Annotated in this window: 18 protein-coding genes; 10 read left to right on the top strand and 8 right to left on the bottom strand. The window is 47.5% G+C overall.

Annotated elements, in window-relative coordinates; genetic code table 11:
• Nucleotides 1-19: 19 nt before the first annotated feature.
• The 5 genes from CLV98_RS03335 to CLV98_RS03315 all read left to right on the top strand — a co-directional run bounded on the left by CLV98_RS03335 (nt 20) and on the right by CLV98_RS03315 (nt 3,288).
• The gene (locus CLV98_RS03335) at nt 20-397 is read left to right on the top strand and encodes a hypothetical protein (protein WP_109672745.1); all 378 of its coding nucleotides are present in this window, start codon (nt 20-22) and stop codon (nt 395-397) included.
• A gap of 106 nt (nt 398-503) precedes the next feature.
• Entirely contained in the window at nt 504-1,427 is a 924-nt protein-coding gene (locus CLV98_RS03330) for an MbnP family protein (RefSeq protein WP_109672743.1), read from the top strand.
• Nucleotides 1,428-1,477: 50 nt separating this feature from the next.
• Entirely contained in the window at nt 1,478-2,656 is a 1,179-nt protein-coding gene (locus tag CLV98_RS03325; RefSeq protein WP_229203180.1) for a cytochrome-c peroxidase, read from the top strand.
• Between the two features lie 61 nt (nt 2,657-2,717).
• Nucleotides 2,718-3,059 (top strand): c-type cytochrome, encoded by a 342-nt coding sequence (locus CLV98_RS03320; protein ID WP_109672741.1) that lies wholly within the window; start codon nt 2,718-2,720, stop codon nt 3,057-3,059.
• 25 nt (nt 3,060-3,084) lie between these two features.
• Nucleotides 3,085-3,288: a hypothetical protein gene (locus CLV98_RS03315; RefSeq protein WP_109672739.1), complete on the top strand. Its 204-nt coding sequence runs from the start codon at nt 3,085-3,087 to the stop codon at nt 3,286-3,288.
• On the opposite strand, the gene CLV98_RS03310 is transcribed toward CLV98_RS03315, so the two are convergent.
• The 8 genes from CLV98_RS03310 to CLV98_RS03275 all read right to left on the bottom strand — a co-directional run bounded on the left by CLV98_RS03310 (nt 3,285) and on the right by CLV98_RS03275 (nt 12,770).
• A complete protein-coding gene (locus CLV98_RS03310) occupies nt 3,285-4,907 on the bottom strand; it encodes a PepSY-associated TM helix domain-containing protein (RefSeq protein WP_109672737.1) in 1,623 nt (540 codons plus the stop codon). The genes CLV98_RS03315 and CLV98_RS03310 overlap by 4 nt on opposite strands.
• Nucleotides 4,897-5,196 carry a hypothetical protein gene (locus tag CLV98_RS03305; protein WP_109672735.1) on the bottom strand — a complete coding sequence of 100 codons (300 nt, stop codon included), beginning with the start codon at nt 5,194-5,196 and terminating at the stop codon, nt 4,897-4,899. Before CLV98_RS03305 ends, CLV98_RS03310 begins: the two co-directional genes overlap by 11 nt.
• A gap of 4 nt (nt 5,197-5,200) precedes the next feature.
• Complete coding sequence (locus CLV98_RS03300; RefSeq protein WP_109672733.1) at nt 5,201-5,533, bottom strand: hypothetical protein; 333 nt, start codon at nt 5,531-5,533, stop codon at nt 5,201-5,203.
• A gap of 82 nt (nt 5,534-5,615) precedes the next feature.
• Entirely contained in the window at nt 5,616-6,500 is an 885-nt protein-coding gene (locus CLV98_RS03295) for a helix-turn-helix domain-containing protein (RefSeq protein WP_109672731.1), read from the bottom strand.
• Between the two features lie 146 nt (nt 6,501-6,646).
• Nucleotides 6,647-7,876 (bottom strand): DUF4374 domain-containing protein, encoded by a 1,230-nt coding sequence (locus CLV98_RS03290; RefSeq protein ID WP_109672729.1) that lies wholly within the window; start codon nt 7,874-7,876, stop codon nt 6,647-6,649.
• Nucleotides 7,877-7,913: 37 nt separating this feature from the next.
• A complete protein-coding gene (locus tag CLV98_RS03285) occupies nt 7,914-10,289 on the bottom strand; it encodes a TonB-dependent receptor (protein ID WP_109672727.1) in 2,376 nt (791 codons plus the stop codon).
• 611 nt (nt 10,290-10,900) lie between these two features.
• Complete coding sequence (locus tag CLV98_RS03280) at nt 10,901-12,109, bottom strand: GTP-binding protein (RefSeq protein ID WP_109672725.1); 1,209 nt, start codon at nt 12,107-12,109, stop codon at nt 10,901-10,903.
• 73 nt (nt 12,110-12,182) lie between these two features.
• The gene (locus CLV98_RS03275) at nt 12,183-12,770 is read right to left on the bottom strand and encodes a hypothetical protein (RefSeq protein WP_109672723.1); all 588 of its coding nucleotides are present in this window, start codon (nt 12,768-12,770) and stop codon (nt 12,183-12,185) included.
• Between the two features lie 74 nt (nt 12,771-12,844).
• Here CLV98_RS03275 and CLV98_RS03270 point away from each other — a divergent pair, with 74 nt between their 5' ends.
• The 5 genes from CLV98_RS03270 to CLV98_RS03250 all read left to right on the top strand — a co-directional run bounded on the left by CLV98_RS03270 (nt 12,845) and on the right by CLV98_RS03250 (nt 16,065).
• Nucleotides 12,845-13,234 carry a hypothetical protein gene (locus CLV98_RS03270; RefSeq protein ID WP_109672721.1) on the top strand — a complete coding sequence of 130 codons (390 nt, stop codon included), beginning with the start codon at nt 12,845-12,847 and terminating at the stop codon, nt 13,232-13,234.
• A complete protein-coding gene (locus CLV98_RS03265; RefSeq protein ID WP_229203179.1) occupies nt 13,231-13,674 on the top strand; it encodes a DUF3299 domain-containing protein in 444 nt (147 codons plus the stop codon). The genes CLV98_RS03270 and CLV98_RS03265 overlap by 4 nt, the downstream gene beginning before the upstream one ends.
• A 179-nt stretch (nt 13,675-13,853) precedes the next feature.
• Entirely contained in the window at nt 13,854-14,369 is a 516-nt protein-coding gene (locus CLV98_RS03260) for a hypothetical protein (protein WP_146202223.1), read from the top strand.
• Nucleotides 14,370-14,371: 2 nt separating this feature from the next.
• Nucleotides 14,372-15,172, top strand: a complete 801-nt coding sequence (locus CLV98_RS03255; RefSeq protein WP_109672718.1) for a sensor histidine kinase — start codon at nt 14,372-14,374, stop codon at nt 15,170-15,172.
• A 236-nt stretch (nt 15,173-15,408) separates the two neighbouring features.
• Nucleotides 15,409-16,065 (top strand): response regulator transcription factor, encoded by a 657-nt coding sequence (locus tag CLV98_RS03250; RefSeq protein WP_109672716.1) that lies wholly within the window; start codon nt 15,409-15,411, stop codon nt 16,063-16,065.
• Nucleotides 16,066-16,128 lie beyond the last annotated feature (63 nt).

Below are 16,128 nucleotides of genomic sequence, written 5' to 3'. Positions count from 1 at the left end.
CTGAATCCTTCTATTTTAGATGCGAACCGTTATAGCATATGTACTGCTTTTTGCCGTGATGCTACCCATGTTAAGTCCATGGGGAACGATCGCCTATTTTCATATCAACAGAAGCTATATTGCCAAGGTGCTATGCGAAAACCGGGACAGACCCAAGCTGAACTGCAACGGGAAGTGCTACCTCGCCAAAAAACTCAAGGAACAACAGGATAAAAGGGACAAGGAAACCACCGAGCGCATCGAGAATATGCCGGTTAACCAGCTCTTTTTTATGCCCGCCTACCGACTCTCCCTAGCTGGCACCAGGGTTATACGCTTACGGGTGGATTACTATTATTTGCTTCCCATTTATACGACTCCTACCACAGATATCCTCCAGCCCCCTCAGTTAGGATAACCCAACCTTTTATTGAGGCGACATTCTATCCGCTAGCCCGGCAAAAGGCTAACGACAGGCATCGCTTTGCCTTTACAATATCCTATTCAAAATTTAATTTAAACCAATGAAATCCCTTCTAAAATATATACCCGTTGCCTTAAGTGCCCTGATTTTTGTGTCTTGTCAGGACGAAAAAATCAGGGAAGTAGAGAAGATAGTTAATAAAGAAATTTATATCAACGAAGACTTCGATCCTGCCAAGGGAGTGGCCAAGTTATCTATTTCGCATTTGGTCAACGGCCAGCCGTTCCAGATCAACAAAAGCTTTAACGACCAGGAAGGCAACACCTATCAGTTCAACGAGATCAGATACTGGTTGAGCAATATTGAGTTTGTGACGCCAGCCGGCGAGGTGGTAAGTGTCCCTAACACCTATTATTTGGTAGAAAACCGCGATACCTTGTACTATTACGGAACAACCTCCAACAACCAGTCTACCATGAAATCGGACCCTAAGATTAGGGAAGAGGTACTGGTGGGCAACATCCCTACGGGTAGTTATTCCAAAATTCGGTTCTCGATCGGTGTCGATTCCGTATACAATAGCAACTTTACCCTTAGGGCTGGGGAGCTAGATGTAAACCAGATGTCGCAGGTGGGCGGCTGGGCCTGGCAGACCAGCTATATTTTTCTCCGCACCAAGGGTACCTTCCTTGCCAAAGGTGGGGATCCCCTTTCAGATGCAACGAAATTTATCGCTGAAATCGGTGGGAACAGTCTATACCGTACCGTGGAGCTGTCGCTGCCGGCCGTTACAGCCATGGAAGCGGGCTCTACAGCCGAGATTAAGCTAAAAGCCGATGTCTTAAAACTCTTTGGAAATGGCTTGCCAACGGTGCCGGACTTCAAGGGTTCCAAACCCAGCGGATGGTCGGCAGATCCGAATCTGGCCCCTTACCAAAAATTCATCAATGCGAGCTCGGTGGCCGATATGACTACGCTTTCCAATAATGCGAGTGAATTTATAACCATCGATTCGGCCAAATAACGTCTAGAGGTGCTGCACAGGGTGATGTGCAGCACTTCTTTCCCTACGCTATGACTGATATGTTGTATAAAAATACGGACCATTTTCCTCCGACGAATACCGCCGCCCTACCAGCGCAAGGGAATCCTGATGCCACCTGGCCCCTTGTTTACCGACCCGAAGCATATAAAATGGGAACCTTATACCTAAAATCAGCCATTCTCATCGTTGCCATGCTGGTATTCGGATGTAGCCAAAAAGAAGTAGACCCAGAACCTGGGCCCTATAGCTTCCAGCTCCCCGCGCATTTCCCCCCACCGGTTTTTAATACGGACAATCCCATGAGCCGAGAGGGTATAGAACTGGGAAGAATGCTATTTTATGATGTCCGACTTTCAGGCAATAACGAGGTGTCCTGTGCCAGTTGCCACACCCCCAGCCTCGCCTTTAGCGATGGGGTCCAGTTTAGCTCTGCAGGGGTTGCGGGCTCTGCCTTAAGTCGTCACTCCCCTGCCCTGTTCAATCTGGCATGGGCAAATAATGGGCTATTCTGGGATGGTGGAGCGACCAACTTAGAATCCCAGGTTTTTGGCCCTCTCACCGCCCACGACGAAATGGCCCAGAACCTGTACGAGCTCATCGATGAACTCAATGTCGAGCCCAGCTATGTGGCCGCTTTTAGAGAGGCCTTTGCGGAACCTATCAACTCACAAAATGTTGGGAAGGCCTTGGCCCAATTTCAACGCTCCCTGGTGTCGGCAGACGCGCGCTACGACCACTATCGACTCCACAAATCTGCAGGAGTCCTTACGGCCGAGGAGCTGGCGGGCATGGAGCTCGTTCGTCAGAAATGTCAGGGTTGCCATAGCGGAGCGCTATTTACCGATCAGGGCTATCATAATAACGGATTGGATGCGGACTTCAGCGACAGCTCCCACGAAGGCCTATACCAAGGACGCTACCGGATCAGCTATCGGGAGGCAGATATGGGTAAATTCAAAACCCCTTCCCTCAGAAACGTGGCCCTCACCGCTCCTTATATGCACGATGGGCGACTAGCTAGCCTAGAGGACGTTTTGGAACATTATTCACGGGGAATAAAAGCTTCCACCACCCTCGATGTGTTAATACCAGCCACCGGAATGAACCTGACCGGACAGCAGAAGAAAAAAATCATCGCATTTCTGCATACCCTAACCGACCATAATTTTGTAAATAACCCAACTCACCAACCACCAGCTAACCTCTAAAACCATGGAGCCTATCCTCTCCTTGGCATCATCGAATCACCAACACTCTTATTCTATTTTTATGAAAAAAATCAGCGTATTTATCATCGCCTTACTTTTGGGCTTTCAGCAAGCCCACGCCCAGCAAAAGGCCAGCACCAACATCCCCGACGACATCCAAAAGCTCCTTCAGCAATATGCCTGTTTGGCCTGCCATAAGGCCGATGCAAGGCTCGTAGGGCCCGCTTATACGGATGTAGCGAAAAAGAAATACACCAATCCGCAGATTGTTGAATTGATCTATAACCCTAAGCCGGCCAACTGGCCGGGGTATCCTCCGATGGCCCCTATGAAAAACGTGCCAGAAAAGGATGCACTCAAAATTGCTGCCTGGATCAACTCCCTGGCCAAAAAACACTCTTAATATATTTGGAGTAAACTTGTTAGTAATGCTTAAAACACAGGAATCGCTTATTCCTGTGTTTTTTTGTAAACATCGGGGGGGGGTAGGGGCAGCCGCCGAGCGGACAAAGGGGGGCGCCAATAGCCAAAAATCAACTGCCAAAAGCCAACTGTCGACCGCCGAAAGCCGACCGCCGATAGCCGACCGCCGAAAGCCGACTGCCGACTGCCGACTGCCGATAGCCAATTAAGGTTTGGCGGTTTTACGGATACGGAGGTAGGCGAAGGTGCAACATACCGACAGGACTAGGAAGAGGGCATCGATAAAGAAAATATCGAAGGCACCCTGTTGCCAGGTGGTCCACATCCAAAGGCCCGTGGCAAAGCCATTGGCAATAGGAACGCCCAAGCTGAGCACCGCAGACCAGACCAGGGTTTGGCGGTTGGTGAGGGCAAGATCACGCCGTATTATAAAATAGCTAGACGAGACTAGCCAGCTGTAAAAATAGGTCTGATAAATGATGGTCTGATCCAACTTTGGCAATACCTTCAGCATGATGAACGTAAAGGCCGTCACGGGCATCATGCTCATGCAAGCGGCGATAAATACATGGCTAGCCCAGAAGTTAAACCTACGCTTATACCCCTCGGTGCTCACCTTATCGCGCGCCACGAGCCAGATCAGGATCCCCGATATGATAACGGCACAGCCCATGAGTCCAAGAATAAAAAAGACGATGCGCAGCGGTTTACCGCCAAAATCGCCGAAATGAAGATGGTACACCAGACTTTTAACCCCATCGATATAGTTACCTCCACCGATAGGCGCTTTCTGGGCCAAGACCTTGCCGGTTGCCGCTTCCACATGGATTAGCCCCGACCCTGCAAAATTATTCCGAGGATCTGGCTTGGCTTCCATATACACTTGCATGCTCTGGTCGCCGTAGTTTCTGACATACACCCGGGTAATGGGGCTGCCCTTCCATTCTTGCTTCCAATGCGACACGAAGGCGTCCAAGTCGAAACCGGCCGTCATCGGCTGGTAGGTATAGCTTACCTCCAAGTTACGGTTGTATTGGAGACTTTGGTAAATCTTGTCGGAATCACCCCCGTAAAGCAAATTTGTAAAAGGGGTTAAAATGACGTAGTTAACGATCAGTACCACTCCCGTTACCGCATACATCCATTGGAACGGAAAGCCGATCACCCCCAAGGCCGTATGCAGATCCGTCCATACGGTCTTCCATTTGCTTAGAGGCCTGAACAGGAAAAAATTGGATTTGATTTTGTCCCAGTGAAGCAAAAGGCCAGTCAATAGTGCAAAAAGGAATAGGAACGACACGATACCGGCAATAAGGTAACCGATGGGCACGCCGATATTGAAAGGAAAGGCCTGATTCAACTGCGCCAGGAAATGAAGCCGGTACAGGAATTCCCCCATATCGTAGGCTTGGGCATAGTCGCCCTTGGCTTTATGGTCCTGGAAACTATAAAGAAAGTAGGCCGAATCGTCGTCGCCTCCCCTTCGGCCCCTACCCTTTCTTTTGCCGGCAGGCTTTGGCTTTGGTTTGCTGATGGTGCTGTCGGCCGAGGCGGTCATACTCACATAACTCCCCTGGCCTTGTCGCTGGAAGTTAAAATCGATATTCCGGCCAAGCATATTGTATTTTCCGGCCAAGGAGTCGATCACAGGATTCAATAGCGGCACGGGCTTATGTGCTACGATCGACTCCCCCTTTTGCCAAGCCGAGATATCGTCCTTAAAGAAGGAGAATGACCCGGCAAAAAAGATCACATATAAAAGCGCTGCGATGAAGATCCCGCTGATGGTATGGGTGTGAAAATAGATGTTGTACTTCCTAATATCCATGGTTGAGATTTATTTTCAGCAGGTAAGGCAATGAGAACAGTAAGGTACAGGCGATATAAATCGCCCATACACGCCACACATTGGATGCAACGAATGCGTAGAGAAGCAAAAAAGCCCAGAGGATATACCCCGTAAAAAAGGCCGTTATGATCACATTTTCTTTGGGCAAAAAGGCGGTAAGAAATAGGTGCAGGCTCATCATTACGGCATAGCCACCCACAGTACCGGCCAGAATTTTGCTCAGCCGCAGCCAGGGGGACTTGGTAAGGTGTTTCTTATTGGCAGGCATACGATTAAAGGGTAAGGAGTTCGATAACGAGAGAGCAGATATATAGGATAATAATGCCTTTTAGACCGAAATAACGGAAAGGGAAGAATAGAACAGAGACCGATCCTACGGCCATCAGTACCACGACTGCGGCAAATAGCCCGCTTCCCAAACCCATGGAGGCCACACAAAGGGTGGTGGCCATCAGGAATAAGCCTCCCACCGCCACCAGGCTATAATTGGGACTGCTGGCCATATAGGTCAGGGTCCGGTTTTTATCAGGCCAGGCGATCCGCTTAGAGGTATTCATCCACACGATAAAGCCAATTAGAAATAGTAAAAAAATGGTACTAAACATTTCGCTGAATGCTGTTTTAGGTGATACACATGCCTAGGCTCCCTCCGGCAGGGTGAGAGCGGAGATGGGGGGGGGCACCAGGTTATTTTAGATCCACAACCTTCTTACGAAAGTCCTGTGGACTACAGCCCGTTTGTTTTCTAAAGAAACGAGTAAAGTAAGAGGGCTCGGAAAACCCCAGTTCATAGCTAATTTCCTTAATAGGTTTTTGGATATCCCCCATTTCCCGTTTGGCCTCGAGGATGAGTCGGTCGTTAATGAGCTGGGATATGGTTTTTCCAAACGATTTTCGGCTCACTTCATTGAGTCGTTTGGCACTTACACACAGCCGTTTGGCATAAAATGCCACCTGATGCTGCCGGCGATAATTCCTATCTACCGTTTCTATCAATACCTGAAGGCGTGGATCTTCGGCTGATAGCGTACAGTTCCTTTTTTGAACTTCTATACAATGCAGGAACCAGCTGCGCAGATAAGACCCGAGTATGGCCGACCGACGGTTGCCGATATACTCCATGCGAATCAGGTCAGTCAGCATATTCAACACCTTTAAAGAACAACTGGGAATCACGACTGAAAAGTTGGAAGCGGCGCTCACCAGCCAATAGACATCACTTCCTAAGGTGACTTCAAAAAAATCCTTTGCTATAGCCATTCGAAAACCACGCGCCCCCCGAGGCTCCAAACTTTGTTTTTGACCGGGCACCGTGAAGTATACCTGATTGGCCACCACCGAAACCTGATTCCCATCGATTACATGGAGATAGTCCGATTCCACGTCGGTAAACCAAGTCACCTCATAATAGCCCGGACCAGCCAGACGGGTCCTTCTGTTATCAGCTTCCTCTTCGATGGTCGTGATCGCAAAAAAAGCTTCGCTCAGGTGATGACTCGAGGCATGGGGCCGTAGTGGCGCCCCTGCCTCCGGCTCGTGCTTTCTTTTGCTGATGTCGTCGCTCCTCTCCATATCTTTTTATCCCTCGTTTCTACCAAAAACTTAATAAACCCAGCCACTTAGGACCGATGGACCTACTGAAAAAACCGCTCTCCCCTCCTCATTTCCCATTCCCTGCTTAGCGAACAAGTATGGGAAATGAGCGGAGAAGCGTCCTATTATTTTACTTTGACAATGGCGGTAATGGCGCCACCTTCTACTTTTAGCCCCTGCTGGGCCACAGCCGATTCTATATCGATGGTATACACCCAGCTACCAGCCTCGGTATTGATACCCACATAAACCTGCTTTTTATCGTCGCTGATGGTATTGTTATTATACGATGCCGACGAAGAAGAAACCACTTCGGGTATACCATTTACCCAGGTAAAGGTTTGGTTATAAAGGTCTGCAATGGCCAGTCGCTTGTTGCCAGCGTTTTCGTTGACATTTCCATACATATAGAGTAGGATTTTACCACTGCCCAAATAAGTTTGATTGGCCATTTTATAGCCCCCCGATTTTTCCTGAACATTAAAGAAATAGCTGGGATCGAACTCGGTAGTCCCCCCTTTGATACGAATGATAGCCGAAGGGTTGGTGGAGGTGGGCACTCCTGCATTGGTAGCTGCCGCCGGAGAAAAGGCATACACGTCGCCGGACTCGTCGACCGCCAGACCATTATTGAAATAAGACCCAATGAAGCTGGTACGGTCGTCTTTGATCGTTTTCTCGTAGGTCATGCTCGGGTAAGAAAATACGGCGATCCAGCTGCTGTCGGGATAAGCCGTCCCGAAGACATCGGGCGACGCCCCCTTGATACTCATATAAGGGGCATATACCTTGTCGCCTACCTGGGTAGCCCAGGTAAAGTGCGCCCGTTCTCCGTTACCCGCCAGGGATACAATATTGATTTGTCCTTCGCCCACAATTTGCGACTTATCGGCATTGATACGGAACCAAGAAGCACTTTCATTTCCGCTACGAGGTACTTTGATCGTCAAGATATCGTCCCCGGCCGTAGTAAAGACCTGTACCGTTTCCGACTGAAAGTCGGAGATTTTTTGTAGCGCTCCGTTATCATCAAGCTCATAGGTGGTAACGGCACCAGGGTTCCCCTGACCGTATAATAGGCTAAAAAATTTGTTTTTATGGGTAACATAATACCGATACGAGCCGTCCTGTTCTATACCCTGCCCTACAGTACTTATCGTGCCTTGGGAGAGGTCGCTGGTGGTCAGTAGGTAATCGGCCACCCCTTGTGAGCCTATCGGCGAGGAGGCTACTACATAACGTGCGCTAGTAGGCGTCGGCGTGGGGGTGGGCTCGGTGGTATTATCGTCGCTGCACCCAGCTAGAAACAGACCCATTCCCAATGCTAAATATAATTGAAGATATGACTTTTTCATGTTTTTGTTTTGAATTAAAATATATGATAAGGGGTAATTATTTACTAATAAAATAGCGCAGTTTGACATAGAAGCCCCGGCTAGGCTTTTGCAGGCTAAAATTGTCGAACAGCTTAGCATCCAGAAGATTTTTGCACTCTAGAGATATATTATATTTTCCGTTGGCCATGGCATATACCATATTCACATCGTGACTTACCTGCCGGGGGATATCGAGCTTATCGCTACCCAAACTCGGCCAATAGAGGTAATAGGCATGTACAAACAGGAGGTTATAGCCCAATGTGAGCGAATTTCCTTTTTTAATAAAGTCCTTCAGGAATAATGAGGCATCGGCATGCCCGAACATAAAGGGCATATTGGGGATACGGTCGCGGTAAAGCGGGCTTTCGATGGTATATCCCTCCTCGAAACGGGTATTATTGCGCAGATCCTGATAGGTCAGGTTTACACTCGCCGTCAGTAGCTGTTTGTAGGAATAGCGCACCTCCCCATCGATCCCAAAGTTGGTCACATCGGCCAGGTTATCCATAACCTGCTTGGTCTGATTGGCATTGAGCCGGGGACGTATAAAGCCCTGGGCATCGCGATAGAGCAGGTTGGCATCCAAGCCAATTCGATGGAACTTATTAATATTGGTTTGATAGCTAAAGCCAAGATTATAGTTATAGCTCGTTTCCGGATCGAGTGCGATATTGCCTTCCAGGTTGATCAGATCACCAAAAAGTTCATCGGTTTCGGGTAAACGGTAGCTTTTTTCAAAAGAGCCCTTGAGCTGTAACTTCTCCAGCAGAAAAAAGGTAGAAGCTATCCCATAGCCCAGCTTCGTAAAACTGTTTTTCTGCTCTTCGTACGCATTGTCCCCCCAGTTCCCACTCGGATTGTAGGACACCGAGTACTGGTTGTATTGAGTAAACTGCTTCAGGAATACCGAGGTGTTCCAGCGCTCGCTATAATCGTACTTATAGCCAAGGCCCAGCACATTCTTTTTGTTCACCTTAGGCTGCTCATATTTTTCGGCATCAGGAAAAAGTTCGTCCTCCCCTCTCCGGTTAAAAGTGTTGTAGACGTTGTTGAGGGTAATGGAGTGTTTAGAATCGATCTGATAGCTCATATTGGCAGTGACCAGACCATTATTATTTCTAAAACGGTATAGCGACCGTTCGCGCTCACTACCTAGCCCATCGTACTGCTTAAATTGCTGAAACCAGTTGTAGCGGCGATAGAGGGTATCTACATTCTGCTCCTGACCCAGGTTATAATTAGCCGAAACATTGACATTCAATCCCTTGACAAACAGATCGTTTTTCTGATATTTCAAGCTAGGCATCACAATATTCCCTTTGCGATGCCAGGCTCCAAACACGCTCACCATCCTGGCGCCCGTCTGGATCTCGGCCCGATTCTTACCCAGTGTAATCCCTATTAGGAGCCGATCGGCAAACTTTTTGTTGACCACCCCTACATTGGCAATCACCGTTTCGTTATGATAGGTGTCGTGGAAGCGTCTCAAGCGTTGATCTCTAAAATAGGCCCCGGTGTTGATGTCGGCCACGTCGACGTTAATCCAATAGTTATTGTCGGAGTAGTTTTGAAAGGCATTCAGCTGGGCCGTGAAGCCATTTTTGCTGGTATAACCCGCATTGACCGTCGTACGGTGGGTATTGAACGAACCATACGAATAGGAGGCATCCAGATAGCTATTCTGCCGGGTGCTAGTCACGATATTGACCGCCCCTCCTAAAGCATCAGAACCCAGCCAGATCGGCACTACCCCTTTATATACCTCTACCCGCTCGGCGAGGTTAATAGGGATATTATTGAGCTGGAAGGAGGAACCAAAATTATCCATAGGCACCCCATCTAGAAAGAATTTCACCTGGCGACCCGTAAATCCATTCAAAGAGAAATTCATATTGGAACCCACGCCCCCACTTTCCCTCACCCGTACGCCTGCCACTCGGTCGAGGGCATGGGACAAATCCAGTGTAGAGTTTTGTAATTTTTTGGCATCTATGGCCGTGACATTATATGCCTGGCGATTCACTTCCGTGGTTTCAGTTCTCCCTACCACCGACAATGATTCCAGTTCACGAGTCGTAGACACGAGTTTATAATTCTGCTCGATTGGCTCCCCGACGCTGACCGTGATGTCTTTAGAAACCGTCTCGTATCCCATAAAGACCACCAACAGCTGATACCGACCGGGCCGGACCTGCTTCAGCACATACCTGCCGTCCGCATCAGCCGTGGTACCATAAGAAGTCCCTTGAAGACTTACCGTTGCCCCTGGAAGGGCTTCCCCATCCTCCGACCAAACCTGGCCCGTGAGTACCGTCCCTGGCTTTTGGGCCATGGTGAGCAGAGACAGTACACAGAGTAGCCCCGAAATAAGAATAGTATTAATTTGCATAGCTTTAAAATATACAGAGTAAGAAGGCCTGACAACCGGGTGTCAGCAGGTAGAATAAGCCCTAAGGACTTTAACATTAGATATTTACAGGAGATGAAGTATAATTCAGTTCATATGGTTTTTAGATTTTCTTTAGCCGAAACCTCCTATTCATCCTGGATTACAGCGAGAGAGGAAGGGATTGTGTACTAATTATAAATAGACTGATTCTAAATAATAGCACAAATGTAGCTAGATTTTAAACAGTGTACTTATACAATCTGCCCGTTTAGTGGGACAAATCGGAAGTTTCACAATGGTAACAAAAACCATTTATATCGAGTCCTGAATATTCTTATAATTATACCATTCCACTAACCCCACGTCCCCCTTCTCCGGATAGCCTACAAACAGTCCGGTTTTAGGTAGGGGATCTGTGGCTATCACATATTTGGGCAAGACAAGGATAGTGGGCTTGTAGCTCTTAATATTATACCTTTAAACGGGGATTAATAAATAGGTTCGTTCCATGGGCAGGCTACAGCATATATGGGAATAGGACCATTCAACAGTGTGGCGCTATTCCCATATTCACTTTCCCTAGGTAGAGCACTTGATGGGCCGGGAGGGGGTTACATGGAGGGGAATGGATCAGGAAACGAATGACTTTCCTGCATTTGGGCTATTTCTGCTGGGTTACAGAGGCAAGCCTCTAGCTCTTGAAAGATGGCGTCTCGGTCAATATCCTGACCAATAATGACCAGCTCGTTCTGCCGGTCGCCAAAGCGCCCCCATCTGGACTCAATATGTTCCCTATTTTCCTGATATGCCTGGTAGCGCTGTCGCTCACTTAGGCTCATACTAGCCCACCATACACCAGCGGCCTCTGCCCGTACCGATCCTCCTGCCTGGCTCCAGTTATAGGCATCGTTGGTTCGAGAGGCCATCCAAAATAAACCTTTGCTACGGATGATTCCCGCAGGCCAATGGTTTGAAATATAATCCCAAAAACGCTGGGGATGGAAAGGGCGCTCATCCCGATATACAAAGGAGCTGATCCCATATTCTTCCGTTTCAGGCACATGCCCCCCATTTTCAGCCTTATTGAGTTCTTGTATCCATCCTGCCGACTGCTCGGCCTTCTCATAATCGAACAATCCGGTATGAAGTATTTCCTGGGGGGCTACCTTGGAAAAGCTACTCTCTATCAACTTCGCAGTTGGGTTTAAAGCGCTAATTACAGCACGAAGTTCTTTCAAGGCGAAGGCTGAAACCAAATCGACTTTATTTAGAACGATCACATCGGCAAATTCGATTTGGTCGGTTAGCAGGTTCACGATGGTCCGTGTATCCGTCCCGTCCTCATTCATATTCCTGCTTAGGACCGTATCGAGTGAACCAAAATCTTTAGCAAAATTCAGGGCGTCAACCACCGTCACCATACAATCGATGGTGGCCCATTCCGACAAGTCAATACCCTTTTCTTGGTCCATAAAGCTGAAGGTCTGAGCCACTGGTATGGGTTCAGAAATACCGGTACTCTCTATGAGCAGATAATCGAATCGATCCTCTTGAGCCAGTTTCTTGACTTCTACCATCAAATCTTCACGGAGGGTACAGCAAATACAACCGTTCGACATCTCCACCAACCGCTCTTCGGTACGGCTCAAGGTATTCTCATCCCTTACGAGTTGTGCATCAATATTAATCTCACTCATGTCATTGACGATCACGGCCACCTTTAAGCCTTCCTTATTGTGGAGCAGGTGGTTGAGCAGGGTAGTTTTTCCGGCCCCTAAAAATCCGCTTAGCACGGTTACCGGCAATTTTCTTTGGTTCATACACTTGAATTTATATTTGCAACAATGTTGCAAATATAAAAATAAACTGATAATCCCCTCCTCCTGAGAGAACTTATTCTTGAACCCATACCCGATGCCCCTTTTGCCGAAACGCTTCGATAAGCTGTTCAAGACTGACCTGCTCGGTCTGATAGGTAATCGAAAAACCGATGGTACTGCCTTTGGTCGGGGGGGCTTCAGGTAAAGCGACTTGCCGACACGATCGGATACCTTTCACCAGGGTGATTTCCTTTTTTATTGACCCTGCGTCAAAAGTCCCCGTAAAGCCTAACACCGTGCGGCGATGTGTTTTAAAGAATTGAAATTGTTGTTGGGCGATGCGCTGGTTTTCGGTATGAAAAGGCTCAAAATGCCCCACCACCAACGACAAAACGGTAAATACCAGTCCTAGGTGATAGGTAAGGCGCTCCAATGAGGAATGAAAACGTTCCTTACCGGTGTAATGCCTGGAGAGGTGAAAGCCGAGGTAAGCCAGCATTCCTAACTGAAAAAAAGCCACGACATCCTGGTATTCCGACAGAAAGGAAAAAAACGGGATAGAACTACTTGCGAGCGCTACCAGCGGCAATAAACAGCAGCCCACATGTGCAAGCGCAAGGACTAAAACTGCGGATAAGGTAGAGATAGATTTTTGAATCATGGGGTAGCAAACTTAAAAATTCAGAAAATTTTGTAATATTTGCAACATTGTTGCAAATACATAAGTTCACGACCATGAAAACATTTCTTTATCTGCCGGTATTAGCGGGGATTCTCTTTCTTATCTCCTGTTCAGGAGAACAGGACACATTGAAGCAAGCCCATGAGGTTCACCTCGAGTCGGCTGCTACGGCACAGGAGCTACATAAAACCCTATCCATACTTCAAAACAGGGCATTACCCCCTTCCCAGAAAAGCAAGGCCGATAGCCTAAGCCAGCTCCTAGACCAGTGGCAGGAGGCTCTGCTGGAAGTCCCTGGCTTCGAACATGAACATACCCACGAGGGACCTCACGAACATAAGCCAGCGCCTGCCATGACCGCCGAGTCCATGCTCGACTACCAGATACAGGCCAAAGAAGCCATCCTTTCCATCCAAATGCAGTTGGAAGAAATAACCCCATGATAAAACTTTCACTCTTGATCGGCTTCTTCTTATCCAACCTGGTATCGCCTATGGCGGGCCTTCCGATCACCATCGACTGGAAAAGATTGACGGATGTAAAGTTCGTTCGGAAATATAATCAGGAAGTAGATATGCATTTTCTTTATCCCACCTTTGGCCCTAAGGTACTCGCCCTTAGTGGGAAGGAAATACAAATACGCGGTTATATGATCCCCGTGGATCCTGAGTCCAATATGTACGTCCTTTCCTCACAACCTATGTCCATGTGTTTTTTTTGCGGGGGAGCAGGTCCCGAGTCTATCATGGAGCTACAGTTTAAAAATAAACGACTCAGCTTTAAGACCGATGCCATCAGGAAGGTGAAAGGAAGGCTCGTATTAAACCCCAGCGATATCGAACACCTCAATTATATTTTAACAGAGGCCGAGGTGGTAAATTGATAGGAGCTAGTCCCCTACCCGGCTCTACACCTCCTCCATGCACATTGCAACATAGCGATGGTCTTTCGAAGCATATTATTAGAATTTTGGGAGTCGAGGCTTATGGAAATGAATCTATAGAAACACCTTCTAAAATAGGGGAAAAAACCCCTGTTTTAGGAAGGCCGAAAATATTTTATTTGTATGCAAATGGGACGGGGTCGGCTCCCTTATCAACCGGGGACACCCAACGCCCCAGTCCACCGCATACCAATACATTCATTTTTCACCTTATAACCAATTGCCTGATCTTTTACCTACTTTTAGATTCGACTCGTATTAAAAAAGCCATCGTCTACCCCATTCTCGTCTTGACGGTGGTCAGCTTAGGCATTTCGGTGGGGGATGGCCTGGATCGTACGACTTCAAAAATATTCCTGATCCAATCCATCGCCATGGTATTTCTCTGCATGCTTTATTCTAAACAGCGGTTGTCTAAGAAGCCGTTTATTTCTTCAAGCTTGCCTTCGGCCTTCTGGTTTTGTGTATCGGCGGCTTTTTACTTTGGTGGAAAACGCTTTATCACCGGCCTTGTGGATACCCTGCTACCGCATAATATGGCGATTGCCCGAAGTTTTTATGATGCTGGCTATATCTTCAACGATTTATACATGCTCGTACTGATAGGAATTGCGCTCAGTCAAAACCTGGATTAACCATGAACACAACCTATGATATTGCCTGGATGGTGGGAGCCAGTACGGTAATCTTTCTTACGATACTATTCATCATTTCGATGATTGTCCTATATTTTAAAAGGCAATTGCATAGTCAAAAAGAAAAAGAGGGCCTTCAGGCTACCTACGAAAAGGAACTCCTACAAGCCCGAATAGAAGTTCAAAATGAAACACTCCGCTATATTACTCAAGAACTTCATGATAATGTTGGGCAACTACTGGCTGTGGCGCACCTAAACTTGAATATCCTCGAAGACAATCCAGAAATGGACCCCACCGATTATATCCACCAAACCATTGAAATCATCCGGCTAACCACCCAAGAGGTCCGTACCCTCACCAAGCGCTACAACAGTGACTTCGTTCGAGATTTTGGCCTGCAGGAAAGTTTAATTCAGGAACTGGAGCGGATAGAAAAAACAAAGAAATTCGAAGTGAGCTGGGAATCGGCGGGAAAATCGGTCCCCTTAGGCTACGAAAAAGAGATTGTCCTCTTCAGAATAGCACAAGAAGTACTCACTAATATCATCAAGCATGCCCAAGCCAAGTCTATTGCGATAACCCTACATTATAGCTCCAACCTTCTGACCCTATCCTTTCGAGACGACGGAAAAGGCTTTAGTTTCGCAACCGGCAACCAGGTCTCCTTAGTACCCTCGGGTGCGGGACTGCGAAACATACAACGTAGGGCCCAACTCATACAAGGTAGTTGTACCATCACCTCATCTCAGGACTGCGGCACGAACGTCTCCATCACCGTGCCCCTGGAGCAAGCTAGCTAAGTATGGAAAACTTAGACGATTTGGCTCCAAGCCTTTGCCCAGGAAATAATGGGGAGGATGGGTAGGAATAAATATTTTATTTTCTAAATTGTCAATAAATTTCATTGAATAGATTCTGATGCCCATGGCCTGCGTAACCGACCACCGAGCAGCGCATTTATTAGCCTCGACAATAAGGATTTAGACCTATATTCCCGACCCATATCATAGCAGTGAATCATGTTAATTAAAAATCCATGGACATTAAAATTGCCATTGTAGACGATCATGAACTCATGGCTAAGGCGCTCTCGGGCCTAGTCCAACGCTTTGATGGTTATGACGTCATATTTGAGGTATCGAGTGGGAGTACCCTTATCCAACGGCTTGAGCTCGGCATGCTGCCCGATATCCTGCTATTGGACATCAACATGCCCGATATGGATGGCTTTGAAATAGCCTCCTGGCTTCAGATACATTATCCTCAGATAAAAATCCTTGCCCTCTCGATGAACGACAAGGAGACGGCCATTGTAAAAATGCTTCAAAACGGAGCTCGTGGCTATTTGCTTAAAGGTTGTAAACCGCAGGAATTGAAGCAAGCCCTAGAGTCCTTGGTCAAAAAGGGGTTTTACTATACCGATTATGTAACGAGTCAGCTGATCAAGAGCCTTAATCCCGACGTTAATAACCCACCGGAAGCACAATACGCCCTCAACGACCGGGAGAAACGGTTCGTTGAACTCTCCTGTAGCGAACTCACCTATACCGAAATTGCGGATAAGATGTGCGTGAGCCCAAGAACGGTGGACGGGTACCGAGAATCGGTATTTCAAAAAATGAATGTAAAAAGCAGGGTCGGAATGGTCTTAGAAGCCATAAAGGCCAACTTAGTCAAGCTCGAAGCCTCTTGATCACCCCACGGATAATAGGTGCGTGACTGAAGGTCCATCATATTACTAACCCATGAATCGTAA

It is taken from the genome of Dyadobacter jejuensis (assembly GCF_003149085.1).
GTDB classification, from domain to species: Bacteria; Bacteroidota; Bacteroidia; order Cytophagales; family Spirosomataceae; genus Dyadobacter; species Dyadobacter jejuensis.
The sequence above is the reverse complement of the archived record's forward strand: the minus strand, read 5'-3'. Positions and strand labels throughout refer to the sequence as shown.

What these genes read in the sequence shown, in the direction of transcription:
- CLV98_RS03335 (WP_109672745.1), top strand. Translation starts at nt 20, where the DNA reads ATGCGAACCGTTATAGCATATGTACTGCTTTTTGCCGTGATGCTACCC.
- CLV98_RS03330 (WP_109672743.1), top strand. Translation starts at nt 504, where the DNA reads ATGAAATCCCTTCTAAAATATATACCCGTTGCCTTAAGTGCCCTGATT.
- CLV98_RS03325 (WP_229203180.1), top strand. Translation starts at nt 1,478, where the DNA reads ATGACTGATATGTTGTATAAAAATACGGACCATTTTCCTCCGACGAAT.
- CLV98_RS03320 (WP_109672741.1), top strand. Translation starts at nt 2,718, where the DNA reads ATGAAAAAAATCAGCGTATTTATCATCGCCTTACTTTTGGGCTTTCAG.
- CLV98_RS03315 (WP_109672739.1), top strand. Translation starts at nt 3,085, where the DNA reads ATGCTTAAAACACAGGAATCGCTTATTCCTGTGTTTTTTTGTAAACAT.
- CLV98_RS03310 (WP_109672737.1), bottom strand. Translation starts at nt 4,907, where the DNA reads ATGGATATTAGGAAGTACAACATCTATTTTCACACCCATACCATCAGC.
- CLV98_RS03305 (WP_109672735.1), bottom strand. Translation starts at nt 5,196, where the DNA reads ATGCCTGCCAATAAGAAACACCTTACCAAGTCCCCCTGGCTGCGGCTG.
- CLV98_RS03300 (WP_109672733.1), bottom strand. Translation starts at nt 5,533, where the DNA reads ATGTTTAGTACCATTTTTTTACTATTTCTAATTGGCTTTATCGTGTGG.
- CLV98_RS03295 (WP_109672731.1), bottom strand. Translation starts at nt 6,500, where the DNA reads ATGGAGAGGAGCGACGACATCAGCAAAAGAAAGCACGAGCCGGAGGCA.
- CLV98_RS03290 (WP_109672729.1), bottom strand. Translation starts at nt 7,876, where the DNA reads ATGAAAAAGTCATATCTTCAATTATATTTAGCATTGGGAATGGGTCTG.
- CLV98_RS03285 (WP_109672727.1), bottom strand. Translation starts at nt 10,289, where the DNA reads ATGCAAATTAATACTATTCTTATTTCGGGGCTACTCTGTGTACTGTCT.
- CLV98_RS03280 (WP_109672725.1), bottom strand. Translation starts at nt 12,109, where the DNA reads ATGAACCAAAGAAAATTGCCGGTAACCGTGCTAAGCGGATTTTTAGGG.
- CLV98_RS03275 (WP_109672723.1), bottom strand. Translation starts at nt 12,770, where the DNA reads ATGATTCAAAAATCTATCTCTACCTTATCCGCAGTTTTAGTCCTTGCG.
- CLV98_RS03270 (WP_109672721.1), top strand. Translation starts at nt 12,845, where the DNA reads ATGAAAACATTTCTTTATCTGCCGGTATTAGCGGGGATTCTCTTTCTT.
- CLV98_RS03265 (WP_229203179.1), top strand. Translation starts at nt 13,231, where the DNA reads ATGATAAAACTTTCACTCTTGATCGGCTTCTTCTTATCCAACCTGGTA.
- CLV98_RS03255 (WP_109672718.1), top strand. Translation starts at nt 14,372, where the DNA reads ATGAACACAACCTATGATATTGCCTGGATGGTGGGAGCCAGTACGGTA.
- CLV98_RS03250 (WP_109672716.1), top strand. Translation starts at nt 15,409, where the DNA reads ATGGACATTAAAATTGCCATTGTAGACGATCATGAACTCATGGCTAAG.